General features: G+C 72.5%; 16 protein-coding genes. 6 read left to right on the forward strand and 10 right to left on the reverse strand.

Annotated features, from left to right (window positions below):
- Positions 1-35 precede the first annotated feature (35 nt).
- Together C7Y72_RS18545 and C7Y72_RS18550 are read right to left on the reverse strand one after the other, a co-directional pair.
- A complete protein-coding gene (locus C7Y72_RS18545; protein ID WP_107570677.1) occupies positions 36-1,838 on the reverse strand; it encodes a phosphoenolpyruvate carboxykinase (GTP) in 1,803 nt (600 codons plus the stop codon).
- Positions 1,839-1,944: 106 nt separating this feature from the next.
- Positions 1,945-2,454 (reverse strand): MaoC family dehydratase, encoded by a 510-nt coding sequence (locus C7Y72_RS18550; protein ID WP_107570678.1) that lies wholly within the window; start codon positions 2,452-2,454, stop codon positions 1,945-1,947.
- A gap of 73 nt (positions 2,455-2,527) precedes the next feature.
- Between C7Y72_RS18550 and C7Y72_RS18555 the strand changes: the two genes are divergently transcribed.
- The 6 genes from C7Y72_RS18555 to C7Y72_RS18580 all read left to right on the forward strand — a co-directional run bounded on the left by C7Y72_RS18555 (position 2,528) and on the right by C7Y72_RS18580 (position 8,038).
- Positions 2,528-3,592 (forward strand): HpcH/HpaI aldolase/citrate lyase family protein, encoded by a 1,065-nt coding sequence (locus tag C7Y72_RS18555; RefSeq protein WP_107570679.1) that lies wholly within the window; start codon positions 2,528-2,530, stop codon positions 3,590-3,592.
- Between the two features lie 100 nt (positions 3,593-3,692).
- Positions 3,693-4,910, forward strand: coding sequence for an ATP-grasp domain-containing protein (locus tag C7Y72_RS18560; protein ID WP_107570680.1), 1,218 nt, complete (start codon positions 3,693-3,695; stop codon positions 4,908-4,910).
- Positions 4,907-5,833, forward strand: a complete 927-nt coding sequence (locus tag C7Y72_RS18565; protein ID WP_107570681.1) for a succinate--CoA ligase subunit alpha — start codon at positions 4,907-4,909, stop codon at positions 5,831-5,833. The genes C7Y72_RS18560 and C7Y72_RS18565 overlap by 4 nt, the downstream gene beginning before the upstream one ends.
- Complete coding sequence (locus tag C7Y72_RS18570) at positions 5,830-6,078, forward strand: 4Fe-4S dicluster domain-containing protein (protein WP_107570682.1); 249 nt, start codon at positions 5,830-5,832, stop codon at positions 6,076-6,078. Before C7Y72_RS18565 ends, C7Y72_RS18570 begins: the two co-directional genes overlap by 4 nt.
- Before the next feature lie 70 nt (positions 6,079-6,148).
- The gene (locus C7Y72_RS18575) at positions 6,149-6,994 is read left to right on the forward strand and encodes an Fpg/Nei family DNA glycosylase (RefSeq protein WP_107570683.1); all 846 of its coding nucleotides are present in this window, start codon (positions 6,149-6,151) and stop codon (positions 6,992-6,994) included.
- 48 nt (positions 6,995-7,042) lie between these two features.
- Positions 7,043-8,038 carry an SDR family NAD(P)-dependent oxidoreductase gene (locus C7Y72_RS18580; protein WP_107570684.1) on the forward strand — a complete coding sequence of 332 codons (996 nt, stop codon included), beginning with the start codon at positions 7,043-7,045 and terminating at the stop codon, positions 8,036-8,038.
- On the opposite strand, the gene C7Y72_RS18585 is transcribed toward C7Y72_RS18580, so the two are convergent.
- From C7Y72_RS18585 to C7Y72_RS18620, 8 genes are all read right to left on the reverse strand, one after another.
- Positions 8,035-8,409, reverse strand: a complete 375-nt coding sequence (locus C7Y72_RS18585) for an N-acetylmuramoyl-L-alanine amidase (RefSeq protein ID WP_107570685.1) — start codon at positions 8,407-8,409, stop codon at positions 8,035-8,037. The two genes, C7Y72_RS18580 and C7Y72_RS18585, sit on opposite strands and share 4 nt — an antisense overlap.
- A 6-nt stretch (positions 8,410-8,415) precedes the next feature.
- A complete protein-coding gene (locus tag C7Y72_RS18590; RefSeq protein WP_199224010.1) occupies positions 8,416-8,607 on the reverse strand; it encodes a hypothetical protein in 192 nt (63 codons plus the stop codon).
- Positions 8,608-8,723: 116 nt separating this feature from the next.
- Positions 8,724-9,740 carry an Abi-alpha family protein gene (locus C7Y72_RS18595; RefSeq protein ID WP_107570686.1) on the reverse strand — a complete coding sequence of 339 codons (1,017 nt, stop codon included), beginning with the start codon at positions 9,738-9,740 and terminating at the stop codon, positions 8,724-8,726.
- Between the two features lie 22 nt (positions 9,741-9,762).
- A complete protein-coding gene (locus C7Y72_RS18600; protein WP_107570687.1) occupies positions 9,763-10,410 on the reverse strand; it encodes a peptidoglycan recognition protein family protein in 648 nt (215 codons plus the stop codon).
- On the reverse strand, positions 10,407-11,408 hold the full coding sequence (locus C7Y72_RS18605; RefSeq protein WP_107570688.1) for a carbon-nitrogen hydrolase: 1,002 nt from the start codon (positions 11,406-11,408) through the stop codon (positions 10,407-10,409). The genes C7Y72_RS18600 and C7Y72_RS18605 overlap by 4 nt, the downstream gene beginning before the upstream one ends.
- A complete protein-coding gene (locus C7Y72_RS18610; protein ID WP_107570689.1) occupies positions 11,405-12,412 on the reverse strand; it encodes an agmatine deiminase family protein in 1,008 nt (335 codons plus the stop codon). The genes C7Y72_RS18605 and C7Y72_RS18610 overlap by 4 nt, the downstream gene beginning before the upstream one ends.
- Positions 12,413-12,422: 10 nt before the next feature.
- Positions 12,423-13,817 (reverse strand): HNH endonuclease, encoded by a 1,395-nt coding sequence (locus tag C7Y72_RS18615; protein WP_158276934.1) that lies wholly within the window; start codon positions 13,815-13,817, stop codon positions 12,423-12,425.
- Positions 13,818-13,950: 133 nt separating this feature from the next.
- Positions 13,951-14,355, reverse strand: coding sequence for an RNA-binding S4 domain-containing protein (locus tag C7Y72_RS18620; RefSeq protein ID WP_107570691.1), 405 nt, complete (start codon positions 14,353-14,355; stop codon positions 13,951-13,953).
- Position 14,356: the final 1 nt, after the last annotated feature.

Below are 14,356 nucleotides of genomic sequence, written 5' to 3' on the forward strand. Positions count from 1 at the left end.
GACTACTCCCGCCGGCCGTGGAGGTGGACGGGCGGCTAGCCCAGGCGGGCCTTCAGCGCGTCGAGCTGCGCCGTCATCTCGGCGGGCAGGCGGTCCCCGAACTTCGCGAGGAACTCCTCGACCTGCGGCAGCTCGCTCTTGACGAGCTCGTTGTCGACGGCCAGCAGCGCGGCGACGTCCTCCTCGGTGACCCCGTCGAGGCCCTCGATGTTCAGGGCGCCCGGGGCGGGCACGAGGCCCAGCGGCGTCTCGACCGCCTCGGCGGCGTCGTCGCAGCGGTTGAAGACCCACTCGAGCACGCGGGAGTTCTCGCCGAAGCCCGGCCAGAGGAACTTGCCGTTCTCGTCCTTGCGGAACCAGTTGACGTAGAAGATCTTCGGGAGCTTGGCGCCCTCGGTCTTCCCGATCGTCAGCCAGTGCTGGATGTAGTCGCCGACGTTGTAGCCGGCGAACGGCAGCTGCGCGAACGGGTCGAAGCGCAGCTGGCCGACCGCGCCGAACGCGGCCGCGGTCATCTCCGAGCTCATCGTGGCGCCGAGGAACGTGCCGTGCTCCCAGTCGAACGCCTCGCGCACGAGCGGCACGACGCTCGCGCGACGGCCGCCGAACAGGAACGCGTCGATCGGGACGCCGGCCGCGTCCTCCCACTCCGGGGCCATGACGGGGCACTGCGCGGCGCTGACCGTGAATCGCGCGTTGGGGTGCGCGGCGGGCGTCTCGGACTCCGGCGTCCAGTCGTTGCCGTGCCAGTCGATCAGGTGCGCGGGCTTCTCCTTCGTGAGGCCCTCCCACCAGACGTCGCCGTCGTCGGTCAGCGCGCAGTTGCTGAAGATCGTGTTGCCCTCGATCGTCGCGATCGCCGACGGGTTGGTGTCCGCACCGGTGCCCGGCGCGACGCCGAAGAAGCCCGCCTCGGGGTTGATCGCGTAGAGGCGACCGTCGTCGCCGAACTTCATCCAGGCGATGTCGTCGCCGACCGTCTCGACCTTCCAGCCCGGGAGCGTCGGCACGAGCATCGCGAGGTTCGTCTTGCCGCACGCGCTCGGGAAGGCGCCGGTGACGAACTTCGACTTCCCCTCGGGGTTCGTGAGCTTGAGGATGAGCATGTGCTCGGCCATCCAGCCCTCGTCGCGCGCCATGATCGAGGCGATCCGCAGCGCGAAGCACTTCTTGCCCAGCAGCGCGTTGCCGCCGTAGCCGGAGCCGTAGGACCAGATCTCGCGGGTCGCGGGGTAGTGGACGATGTACTTCGTCTCGGCGTTCGTCGGCCAGACGACGTCCTCCTCGCCCTCCTGCAGCGGCGCGCCGATCGAGTGCACGCACGGCACGAACTCGCCGTCGGCGCCGAGCGCGTCGAGCGCCTTCTGGCCCATCCGGGTCATGATCCGCATCGACACGACGACGTACGCCGAGTCGGTGAGCTGCACGCCGACGTGGGACTTGTCGGAGCCGACCGGGCCCATGCTGAAGGGCACCACGTACATGGTGCGGCCCTTCATCGCGCCCTCGAAGATCTCGTCCATCTGGGCGCGCATCTCCGCGGGATCGCGCCAGTTGTTCGTCGGGCCCGCGTCCTCCTCGTTCTCCGCACAGATGAACGTGCGGTCCTCGACGCGCGCGACGTCGGACGGATCGGTCCACGCGAGGTAGCTGTTCGGCCGCTTGGCGTCGGAGAGACGACGGAACGTGCCGGCGTCGACGAGCTGCTGCGCGAGCCGGTCGTACTCCTCGGCGGAGCCGTCGCACCAGACGATCTCGGCGGGCTGGGTCAGCTCGGCGATCTGGTCCACCCAGGCGAGCAGCTTCTCGTTCTTGGTCGGCACGGTGGTCTCGCTCACGGGTACTCCTCGGTGGGTGACGGCGGCAACGAACGGATGGCCGGGCGGGCGGGACAGCACCCCCGGCGAATCCGGGGAGCGTACCGCCCGCCGCAGCCGGACGACTTCAGGTCCCGGGGTTCTTCTTCGGGACGAGGACGAGGCGCTTGAACTCGGCGACGAGGACGCCGTCCTGGTTCAGCACGCGCGTGTGGACCTTGACCACGCCGCGGTCGGGCTTGCTCTTGGAGGGCTTGGCCTCGAGGACCTCGGTCTCGCAGAACAGCGTGTCGCCGTGGAAGACCGGGTTGGGGTGGCTGAGCTCCTCGGTCGCCAGGTTGGCGATCGCCTTGCCGGAGATGTCCGACACGCTCATGCCCAGGGCGAGCGAGTAGACGAGCGGGCCGACGACGACGTTCTTCCCCTGCTGGCTCTTCGACGCGTACACGTCGTTGATGTGCAGCGGGTGGTGGTTCATCGTGATCAGGCAGAAGAGGTGGTCGTCCGCCTCGGTGACCGTCTTCGCGGGCCAGTGCTTGTAGATCGCGCCGACCTCGAACTCCTCGAAGTAGCGGCCGTAGGCGTGGGCCCCGGAGGCCTCGCGCTCACGCTGGTCGGTGGTGAAGTTCTCGCTCATAGGACGAGCCATGGTGCCGGATCGGCGCCTGACACGGCGTCCTGGGCGCCGGTGCGGATACCGTTGCGGGCCTATGCGCTCCCCCCGTGACTTCCTCAAGCCGCTGTGCGTCGGCGCCCCGGACCCCATCACCGAGGTGCCGTTCCCGCCGTCGCGGATGATCCACTTCTTCGACGCGTCGAACGAGAAGATGCGCGCGAAGCTGCCCGACATCGCCGCGAAGGCCGACATCGTCCTGGGCAACCTCGAGGACGCCGTCCCGGTCGACCGCAAGGTCGCCGCGCGCGAGGGCCTGGTCACCGTCGGCAAGGAGATCGACCTCGGCGGCACGCAGCTGTGGACGCGCATCAACGCGCTCGACAGCCCGTGGTGCATCGACGACCTCACGACGCTCGTCGGCGAGATCGGCGACAAGCTCGACGTGATCATGGTCCCGAAGGTCGAGGGCCCGTGGGACATCCACTACATCGATCGGCTGCTCGCGCAGCTCGAGGCGAAGGCCGGCGTGAAGAAGCCGATCCTCGTGCACGCGATCCTCGAGACCGCCCAGGGCGTCGCGCACGTCGACGAGATCGCCGCCGCGTCCCCGCGCATGCAGGGCATGAGCTTCGGCCCGGCCGACCTGGCCGCGTCGCGCCGCATGAAGACCACGCGCGTCGGCGGCGGCCACCCCGGCTACCTGTCGATGTCCGACCCGACCCTCGACGCGGACGGCCAGATCGACGCGTCCGTCGCGCGCGTGACCGCGCAGCAGGACCCGTGGCACTACTCGATCGCCCGCATGGTCGACGCGTGCACGACCAACGGCTGCCTGCCGTTCTACGGCCCGTTCGGCGACATCAAGGACGTCGCCGCCTGCGAGGCGCAGTTCCGGGCCGCGTTCCTGCTGGGCTGCGTCGGCGCCTGGTCGCTGCACCCCGTGCAGATCGACATCGCCAAGAAGGTCTTCTCCCCGCCGGTCGACGAGGTCCTGTTCGCCAAGAAGGTCCTCGAGGCGATCCCGGACGGCAAGGGCGTCCACATGATCGACGGCAAGATGCAGGACGACGCGACCTGGAAGCAGTGCAAGGTCATGGTCGACCTCGCGACGATGCTGTCCGAGAAGGACCCGGAGCTCAAGGCGGCCTACGGCTTCTAGCCCCCGCCCCGCGGCGGCGGGGACCTGACAGCGTGTCGATGCGGTCGCGCACTAGGGTTCCCCCGCCGTCGTTTCCCCCACCTCTCTCTCCAGGAGCGCGATGAGGTTCTACGAGTACGAGGCGCGCGAGATCGTCAAGCGCGCCGGCATCCCCGTCACCGACTACGGATTCACGACCGACGCCGACGAGGCCGCGACCATCGCGGAGCGCATCGCCGGCCCGACGGTCATCAAGTCCCAGGTCCTGACCGGAGGCCGCATGAAGGCCGGCGGCGTGAAGTTCGCCGACACCCCGGACGAGGCGCGCGCACACGCCGCCGACATCCTGAAGCTGGAGATCAACGGGCTGCAGCCGCGCGGCGTGCTCGTCGACCCGAAGGCCGACGTCAAGCAGGAGTACTACATGGGCGTCGTCTGGGACGGCGCCGCGAAGAAGCCGCTGATGCTGTTCAGCGACATGGGCGGCATCGACATCGAGCAGGTCGCCGAGGAGCACCCCGACCACGTCGGTCGCGGGCACTTCTCCACGCTCGAGCCGTTCAGCGACTTCATGGCCAAGCAGGTCATCGCCGACGCGGGCGTCACCGGCAAGGCGCTGCAGCGCTGCACGCCGATCCTCGCCCGGCTCGCCCAGCTGTTCCTCGACAACGACATGCTGCTCGCGGAGATCAACCCGCTGGCCGAGCTGCACGACGGCACGTTCGTCGCGCTCGACGCGCACATGGAGATGGAGAACGAGGGCATGGGCCGCCAGAAGGCGCTCATCAAGGCGCTCGGCATCGGCCCCGAGGAGGGCACGCGCGAGACCTACGTCCCGTCCGCCTTCGAGGAGGCCGTCCTCGCCGTCGACGCCGCGGACCACCGTGGCGTCATCCAGGGCAAGGACAACGGCTTCGACGGCAACATCGGCCTGATCATCGGCGCGGGCGGCGGCTCGCTGACCCTCACCGACGCGGTCCGCCAGCAGGGCGGCAAGCCCGCGAACTACTCGGAGATCGGCGGCAACCCGTCGGTCGCAAAGGCGTGCGGCCTCGCGAAGGCGGTCCTGCAGAAGGACGGCGTCGAGCAGATCGCCGTGATGATGTCGATCGTCTCCAACACCCGCGTCGACATCGTCGCGCGCGGCGTCATCAAGGCGTGCCTGGAGCTCGGCAAGGACCCGGCGGAGACCATCGCGATCTTCCGCATCCCGGGCGCGTGGGAGGACGAGGGCTTCAAGATCCTCGACAAGTACGGCATCGAGTACTGCGACCGGTCCGTGTCCCTGTGGGACGCGGCGGGCCGCGCCGTCGCCAAGATCCAGGGAGCGGGCGCATGAGCATCCTCATCGACGAGAACACCACGTTCATCATCCAGGGCATCACCGGCCGTGAGGCGATCAACCTCACGCGCGAGTGCCTGGACTACGGCTCGAAGATCGTCGGCGGCGTGACCCCCGGCCGCAAGGGCCGTGAGGTCCACGGCGTGCCGGTGTTCGACACGATCGCCCAGCTGATCGAGCACAACGGCGGCCAGGTGCCGGACGGCTCCGTCGTCACGGTCCCGCCCGCGGGCACGAAGGACGCGGTCTTCGAGGCGCTCTACGCGGGCATCAAGACGATCGTCGTCGTCACCGAGCGGATCCCGCGGCGCGACGTCGCCGCGATGGTCGAGCTCGCCGATCGCAACGGCGCCCGGATCATCGGCCCGAACTGCCTCGGCCTGATCGTCCCCGGCGTCGCGAAGATGGGCGGCATCGGCGGCCCCGCCAAGAACGCCGCGCAGGCCTACCAGCCGGGCTCGGTCGGCGTGATGAGCCGCTCCGGCGGCATGACCACCGAGATCTCCTCGACGCTGACCGCGGCGGGCCTCGGCGTGTCGACCGCGGTGTCGATCGGCGGCGACGCGATCATCGGCTCCACCTACGCGGAGCTGATGCCGTACTTCGAGGCGGACGAGCAGACGCAGGCGATCGTCATCTACACCGAGCCGGGCGGCCGTATGGAGGCCCAGCTGTCGGCGTGGGTGAAGGAGAACAACTCCCGCCTGCCGATCATCGCGTTCATGGCCGGCAAGTTCATGGACGACGACGAGATGCAGGGCATGTCCTTCGGGCACGCCGGCACGATCGTCGAGGGCAAGGAGGACAGCGCCACCGAGAAGATCGCGCGCCTCCAGGAGGCCGGCATCCCGGTCGTCGAGCGGATCGACGAGATCCCCGACATGGTCAAGAAGCTGATCGCCGAGAGGAGCGCCGCATGAGCCTGCGCAAGGACGACGTGTTCATCGCCGTCGAGCTGTCCGACGCCGTCGCCGGTGATCCGGCGCTCGGCGCCAAGCTCGACGAGGTCTGCCCGGTCGGGATCTTCAAGGGCACCGAGAGCGGCGCGGACATCGTGCAGGAGAACCTGGACGAGTGCGTGCTCTGCGGCCTCTGCTACGACGCGGCCCCCGAGGGCGGCGTCGCCGTGCTGAAGCTGTACGAGGACGGGGCGCCGCTGCGCTAGGGCGCGCTGCGGTCTCGACCTCGGTGTCGGAGTCGTTGGCGGTCCCGGTGTCGATCGTGGGTCGGCCCTGATGCCCGAACTCCCCGAGGTCGAGGCCGCCCGTGCGCTGATCGAGGCGCACGCGCTGGGCCGCCCGATCGCCGCGGTCGACGACCGCGACACGTACGTCTGCCGGCCCCACGGGGTCGGTGAGCTGTCCGACGCGCTGGTGGGTCGCACACTCACCCGCGCGCGACGGATCGGCAAGTCCATGTGGGTGGAGACCGACGAGGGCGAGGGCCCGTCGCTCGGCCTGCACCTCGGCATGGCCGGGCGGATGGTGTTCATCAGCGAGGACGTCTCCGCGGGAACGTCCTACGCCGGGGACCCGATGTCGGCGACGGAGCTCGCGGGCGAGGCGGGCGGGCATCCAGATCCGCGATCGTCGGGCAACCCGGCCTGGGCGCGGTTCACCGTCGAGTTCGAGGACGGCGCCGCGCTCATCCTGTTCGACAAGCGCCGCCTGGGCCGCGCGGTGCTGAACCCGGATCTGAGCGGGCTCGGGCCGGACGCGCTCGAGGTGCCGCGCGCCGTGTTCGCGGAGCGGGTCGGCGCCGGCACCGCGCCGCTGAAGGCGCGGATCATGGACCAGTCGGTGATCGCGGGCGTCGGGAACCTGCTGGCCGACGAGACGCTGTGGCAGGCCGGGCTCTCCCCCCTGCGCCCGGCGGGCGAGCTCACCGACGAGGAGCGCGCGCACCTGTGGCGCACGCTGCGCCGCTGCACGCGCGCGGCGATCAAGCACGGCGGGGTGCACACCGGCAGGTTCATCCCGTACCGCCGACGCGGCGCCGCGTGCCCTCGCTGCGGGACCGAGCCCGTGCGGGCGACGGTCGGCGGGCGCACCACCTGGTGGTGCCCGGAAGAGCAGACCTGACGCTTGACGCCCGCGGGCGGCCAGCGGCCGGGGTCTAGGGTGGGAGGCATGAGCGCCACCACCCCGCAGCAGCCGATCGGGTCGGGCTTCGGCCACGACTCCACGAGCGAGGACGTCCTCGCGGGCGTCGACCTGACGGGCCGGCACGCCGTCGTGACCGGAGGGGCCTCCGGGATCGGGATCGAGACCGTCCGCGCCCTGGCGGGTGCGGGCGCGACGGTCGTGGTCCCCGCCCGCCGCCCGGAGCAAGCGCAGGCGACGCTCGCGGACGAAGGACTCGGCGACGTGCGCGTCATGACGATGGACCTCGCCGATCTCGAGAGCGTGCGCGTCGCCGCGGAGACGCTGCTGGCCGAGAGCCGCGCGATCGACCTGCTGCTCACGAATGCCGGGGTGATGGCGTGCCCGGAGACGCGCGTGGGCGACGGCTGGGAGCTGCAGTTCGCGACGAACCACCTCGGGCACTTCGCGTTCGTCAACCGGCTGTGGCCGCTCGTCGCGGCGGCGCCGGACGGCGCGCGGGTGGTCGCGCTGTCGTCGATGGGCCACCGGCGATCCCCGATCCGCTTCGACGACCTGATGTTCGACGGCGGCACCTACGAGAAGTGGGCGGCCTACGGGCAGTCCAAGACCGCCAACGCGCTGTTCGCGCGGGAGCTCGACCGGCGCGGGCGCGCGGACGGCGTGCGTGCGTTCTCGGTGCATCCGGGCGGCATTCAGACGCCGCTGCAGCGGCACCTCGAGCGGGCGGAGATGGTCGCCGCGGGCTGGATGCTCGAGGACGGGACCGTGCGCCCCGGCATCGGGTTCAAGACGCCGGCCCAGGGTGCGGCGACCGCGCTGTGGGCGGCGACGTCCCCGCAGCTCGACGGGCTCGGGGGCGTCTACTGCGAAGACTGCGACATCGCCGCGCCGGCCGGCCCAGACCTCGAGGCACCCAGCGGCGTGCGCCCGTGGGCCACGGACGACGAGGCCGCGTCGCGGCTGTGGGCGGTGTCCGCCGAGCTCACGGGCGTCAACGCGTTCGCGACACCGGCGGACTAGACGCTCGCGCTCGCGCGGAGCCTGCGCCGTTCGACCTGCAACGAGCCGCCGCGGACGTCGCCGTCGGTGAAGCCGGTGTGCTCGATGCCGATCGCCGTGTGGTCGAGGCCGACCGTGTGGCGGCACACGAGACGCCGCGGAACGAGCTGGTGGATGCGTCCGGCGCCGTCGATCACGAAGTGCGAGCAGACGCCGGGTCGCTTCTCGATCTCCGGATCGGGACGGTTCGGCACGAACGCGTTGCGGACGGCGGCGTCCGTGGCGACGACCTCGACGTGCTCGACGATGACGTTCGGGTCCTCCAGGCGCGCGCGGTCCAGCCCCGAGTGCCGCCGGCTGGAGGCGCGCTTGCGGCGGGCGTCATCCGGAATCGGGTCTCAGTGGATCGGCGGGCGCCGCCGCGGTGACGGCGGCGTGGGCGAGCAGGCTCTCGGCCGGGCCAGCGGCGCGTAGGCGTCGCGCCGGCCGGTGGTGAGGAACGGGAACAGCGTGAGCCAGTAGCGGCAGGCGTCGAGGACCGCGGGCTCCGAGCGCGGAGCCTGCACGAGCAGGGCGGCCAGGTCGAGCATCGCAAGCCGGGCCGCGTGTGCCCGCGCTGCGGGACGGAGCTCGTGCGCGCCACGTGGGCGGGCGCACCACCTGGTGGTGCCCGCAGGACCAGCCGGGCCCCGCGGCGCCCTGAGCGTCAGCGCCGTGTGCGCCCGGCGCCGGACCCGCCACCGCCGTTGCCGGTCGAGCCGTTGCGCGCCGTCGCGTCGACGTCGGCGCCGGGCCGGTCGGCCCCGTCACCCTCGCCGCGCTGCAGCAGCGCCACCGGCTCGATCGGGGACGCCACCGGCAGGCACGTGGCGCAGAAGTCCTCGCCGAACGGGGTGAGCGCGATGCTGCGCCGCACGACCTTCGCGACGCGACCGGCCGTCTTGGCGGCCTCCAGCGCCTCGGGCTGCGCCTCGAGCACCTGATACTTGTGCAGCTCCTTCACCGGCTCGCGGGAGAACCACAGCAGGCCCAGGCGGAAGAGGTTGTTCAGGTAGACCGGGACGCGCTCGACGTACCGCACGCCCGCACGGGCACCGATCATCGTGATGCCGGGCGCGATGAGCTCCGAGCCGACGTTCAGCGGTCGGGCGGTGCGGACGTCGATCGCGGCCTGCGGGCCCTCGAGCGCCATCAGCCGCAGGATCCGTGCCTCGTCGGGGACGAGCTCGTCGAGGATCCGCTCGTACGCGGGATGGGTGTGGTCCTCGTGCAGGACGTCGGCGGAGGCGACGAGCAGCGCGCTGCCGCGGTCGCGCAGGCTGGCGAGACGCAGCTCGGACGGGTCGGGGGCGGGCGCCCGGCTCGGGTGCCGGGCCGCGCGCTCCTCGCGCGCATGCGCGACGCCCGCGGGCGTCACCCAGTCCGACACGCCGCGGACGCGCTCCTCGAGGTCGGTGACGCCGAGCAGCGTCCGGGCCTGCGAGCGGGCGCCCTCGCGCACCTCGTGCAGCAGCTCGGCGGCTGACTCGCCCGACGCGGCGGCGCGCAGCAGCCGGGCGGACGAGCGCACCCCGGTCTCGACCGACCACTGCGCGGTGCGCAGCCAGGCTCCCGCGGCGAGCCGGGCGAGGCCGGGCACGGCCTTCAGCGGGCTGCCGGAGCCGCCGCGCTCGTCGGGTTCGCCGGCGAGGAGCTCGTCGAAGTCGTCGTCCTGCGTGCTCATGCTCCCAGCCTAGCCGCCGCGCTCAGCCTCCGCGCTCGAGTGCGGTCAGCGCCCGCCGGTACACGCGCATCGAGGACGCACGGAAGTCCCCGTGGGTCTGGCGCTTCAGGCGCGCGACGCGCTCGCGGTGGTACGGGCTGGAGAGCGACTCGTTGTGCCCGATGACGTCGCCCAGCGTGATGCCCTCGCGCGCCCGCAGCCACGCGGTGAGGCGCAGTGACGCACGGAGCTGCCGGGCGTTGCCGAGCACGTCCCCGTCCCGGAAGCCCGTGTGCTCGATCCCGATCGCCGTGTAGTTCAGGCCGACCGTGTGCCGGCACATGAGCCGGAGGGGCACGAGCTGGTGGATCCGTCCGGCACCGTCGACGACGAAGTGGGAGCACACGCCCGGCTTCTCCCGCAGCTCCGGGTCGGCGACGTTGGGGACGAAGGTGTTGCGGACCGCGCGGTAGCTGGACGCGACCGCGACGTGCTCGACGATCACCTTCGGATCGCGCAGGGCCGCGCGGTCCAGGCCGTAGTGGCGGCGGCTGTACGCGCGCATGTCCGCGCGCCGCCGGGCGTCGTAGGGGATCGGGTCCCAGTGGATCGGCGGCCGCTCCGCGCCGGGGGCCGCCGCAGCGCCGGCGATCGCCAGACCGGCGGCGGCGACGGTCGCGGTCAGACTCACTCCCCGGCCTCCACGGCCTCCGGCGGCGCGACGAGCGACGCGTAGGCGTCAGGACGGCGGGTCGTCAGGAACGGGAAGAGCGTCAGCCAGTCCCCGCGCGCGTCGAGATCGAGGTCGGCGACGAGCACGGCCGGCTCGCTGCGCGGCGCCTGGACGAGCACCCGACCGTACGGGTCGCTGATGAACGAGGACCCGTAGAAGGTGATCGTCGTCGCCGGACCGTGCGGGTCCTCGGGGCGTCGCATGGTCTCGGTGCCGATCCGGTTGACCGCGACCATGAACGTGCCGTTGGCGATCCCGTTGCCGACGATCACCTGCTGCCACAGCGGCTGCGTGTCGAACCCGGGGTGCCCGGGCTCGGACCCGATCGCCGTCGGGTAGACGAGCACCTCGGCGCCGGCGAGCGAGTAGGCGCGAGCGAGCTCGGGGAACCACTGGTCCCAGCAGGTCGGGAAGCCGAACCGTCCGTGGTGCACGGGCACGACCGGGAACGCGTCCTCCCCGGCGGGGCCGCGGCGGAAGTACCGGTCCTCGTAGTAGCCCTCGGTCACCGGGATGTGCAGCTTGCGGGTGCGCGCCACGAGCGTCCCGTCCGGGGCGACGACCACGGCGGTGTTGAAGCCCAGGCCGTCCTGCGCGTCGGCGCGCTCGTACAGCGACGCGTGCACGTGGACGCCCTGGTCGGTCGCCAGGTCGCGCGCGAACGCGACGGTCGGCCCGTCCTCGAGGTCCTCCGGGGCGGCGCCGACCGCGGCCGGCCCGTCCGGCTGGATCGCGAAGTACGGCGACAGCGTCAGCTCCTGGAGGCACACGATCTGCGCGCCCTCGCGCGCGGCCATCCGTACGCCCTCGGCGAGCGCCTCGCGGTGCTCGTCCGGATCGGCGTGCCAGCGGTGCTGCACGGCGCCGACGCGCAGCGGTCCGCGGGTGGGCTCGTCGACCCGTGCCGGGGACGGGGGCGTCGCTCCGGTCGCGGTGATCAGACGGTAGGCGCTCATCCGACGGTGTCCTCCTGCTGACGGGCCCCGACGGCCGGGACCTGCTGGGTGATGCAGTGTGGCCCGCCGCCACCGGCGGCGATGACCTCCGCGGGGACGCCGACGACCTCGCGACCGGGATAGGCGTCGGCGATCGTCGCGAGCGCGGCGTCGTCATGATCGGCGCCGGCGACGGGGACGATGACCGCCCCGTTGCAGAGGTAGAAGTTCATCGACGACACGACGACGCGCTCGCCGGCGACGTCGGCGTAGGACAGGTACGGGAACGGCAGGACGTCGAGCCCGGCGGACTCGAGCCGGCGCCGGTTCTCGAGCATCCCCCCGTGGTTGGGGTTCTCGTCGGCGACCTGCTGCAGCAGCACCTGTCCCGGACGCGTGAACGCGGCGATGAGGTCGACGTGCCCGTCGGTGTCGAGGTCCTCGACGAGCCCGTTGCCGAGCCAGACGATCCGCTGCACCCCGAGCGTGTCCCGCAGGCGCTCCTCGATCTCCTCGCGGGAGAGGTCCGGGTTGCGGTTGGGGTGCAGCAGGCACTGCTCGGTGGTGATGAGCGTGCCGCGACCGTCCACCCCGAACGAGCCGCCCTCGAGGACGAGCTCCTCGACGCGCGCCTCGTCGCCCAGGTGCTCGACCAGCCGCGCGGCGAGCGCGGCGTCGGCGTCGAACGGGGCGAACTTCTCGCCCCAGGCGTTGAAGCCGAAGCAGACGCCCTGGCGCCGCTCCCCGTCCAGCACGTAGGCGGGACCGTTGTCCCGCAGCCACGAGTCGTCGGCGGGCAGGTGCAGCAGCTCGACGGCCGGCTCCAGGAGCTCCCGCGCCCGCGCGGCCGCGCGCTCGTCCGCGACGACCATCGTCACCGGCTCGAAGCGGACGATCGCGTTCGCCACGCCCGCGTACTGCTCCTCGGCCGCGGGCAGCAGCTCCTCCCACATGTCCAGGCGGCACGGCCACGTCATCAACGTGCGCTCATGCGGCTCCCACTCCGCCGGCATCCGGAAGGCCATGCCCATGAGGCTAGTCGCTGCCGCGCCGGGCGTTCCCGCGGAGGCGCCGCAGGAGCGCCGCGACGGACAGCCCCAGGTCGAGCCGTTGACCGGTCTGGCGCCCCGCCGTCGCCCGCGGATCGATCGGCCGGCCGTCGGGTGCGGAGGTGCGGCGCAGGACCGAGGCGTGCCCCGCTCGGGCGGCGACGACCGGCGGGAGCCGGACGCCGTGCTCGTTCTCGACGGCGAATCGCCGTCCGCCCGGCCCGTCGTCGGTCCACGAGCCTCGGTAGCCGCCCTCGTGCAGGAGCTTGTGGTGGTGATGGCAGAGCAGCACGAGATTGTCGAGGCTGGTCTCCCCTCCGTCGACCCAGTGCTCGACGTGGTGGGCGTCGACCCACCGACGCGCACCACATCCCGGGAACTGACAGCCGCCGTCGCGCCGCTCGAGCGCGCGGCGGATCGACGCCGGGACCGTCCGACGCCGGCGGCCGATCGAGAGCGGCGTGCCGTCGGGCTCGTCGAGGCTCGTGACGAGGCCGGCGTCGCAGCACAGTCGTCGCGCGACCTCGGCGGCCAGGGCGGCGCCGTCGTCCGTGGTCGCCGCGCCCGTGACGGCAGTTCCGGACGCCTCCGCGGAGGTGTCCGCGGTGAGCAGCGCGCTGTCGACGTGCACGACGACCTCGTGGCGACGCGGTGCCGACCGGGGCCGCGGGCCGACATCGAGCACCGTGTCGGCGAGCAGCAGCAGCGCGTCCGCCCGGCGGGCGGCGGCCGTCGTGCCCGGCTCCGGCGGCGCCACGGTTTCCCCCGCCGCCGGGGCGGACGCGGGGTCGTCGTCGGCTCGTTCGCGGAGGACCTGCTCCGCCGCCTCCAGCGCGCGCCGGAGGACCGCTGCCTCGTCGGCCCCAAGACGACCGCGCAGATCGACGCCGCCGTCCTCGCGGTCGTGGAGCGTGAACGCCCGCTCGACGTGCGCGGCGGCCGCCTCGACGCGGTCGACGCGGCGGGTGGCGCGGACGACGCGGTCGAGCTGGGAGGCCGTGTGCGCGCGACCGAGGTCGACCAGCTCGGGGCCGTCCTCGAGCTCGTCGAGCCGGGTGAGCGCCCGGACCTTCGAGTAGGAGAGCTCTCCCCGTCCGAACGCCTCGGCCACCGCCGGGAGCTCTTGGAGTGCCCCGGCCACCCGGACCTGCTCCCGCGCGGCCCCGGCGCCGATCCCGCACTGCCAGGCGACCCACTCCGCGCACGACCGGGCGCCGTGGGCGGCCCACAGGCCGCGGGCGCGCACCTCGGCCACGAGCAGCAGCCAGCGCGCCTTGGCGGCGTCGATGTGCGCGGTGAGGGTCTGCAGCTCGAGGACGAGCTCGTCGTCGGACAGCGTCGACGGGTCGGGCGGGGGCGGGGCGGCGGCGAAAGAGGACACGAACGTGCGTTCTACTCCCGAGATCGCCCGGCGACCCCGATCGTGGGGCGATCGGCACGAAGCCGTGACGCTTCCGTCACCTCGGTGGCGCACTGCCGCTCTCGAACGCCTCCGCGGAGACGTATTGGGGCCCCTACTCCAGATCGCGGGAGCGGCGTGCCTCGCGCTCGGCCTCGAACCGCCGGCGGTCGCGCTTCGTCGGCCGCCCTCCTCCCTCGAAGCGCAGGGGCTCCGCCAGCCGCCGGACCGCCGCGGCCTCCTCACGTGCCGCGATGCTCTCGGGCGTCTCCTCGTAGAGTGTCGCGGCGACCGCCGCCGAGACCCGGCGGCGGACCACCTCGCGCACGACGACGGTCTTGCGGACCGGACCCGTCACGACCTCGACCGTGTCCCCGACGAGCACCTCGCGGGACGGCTTGGCCGTCGCCCCGTTGATCTTCACCCGGCCCCCGCCGGCCGCCTCGTTGGCCAGGGCGCGCGTCTTGGCGAAGCGCGCCGCCCAGAGCCACTGGTCGATGCGGACGCGCTCCGGCGTCACG

Origin of the sequence: Paraconexibacter algicola (assembly GCF_003044185.1) — a bacterium.
In the GTDB taxonomy this organism is placed as follows: domain Bacteria; phylum Actinomycetota; class Thermoleophilia; order Solirubrobacterales; family Solirubrobacteraceae; genus Paraconexibacter; species Paraconexibacter algicola.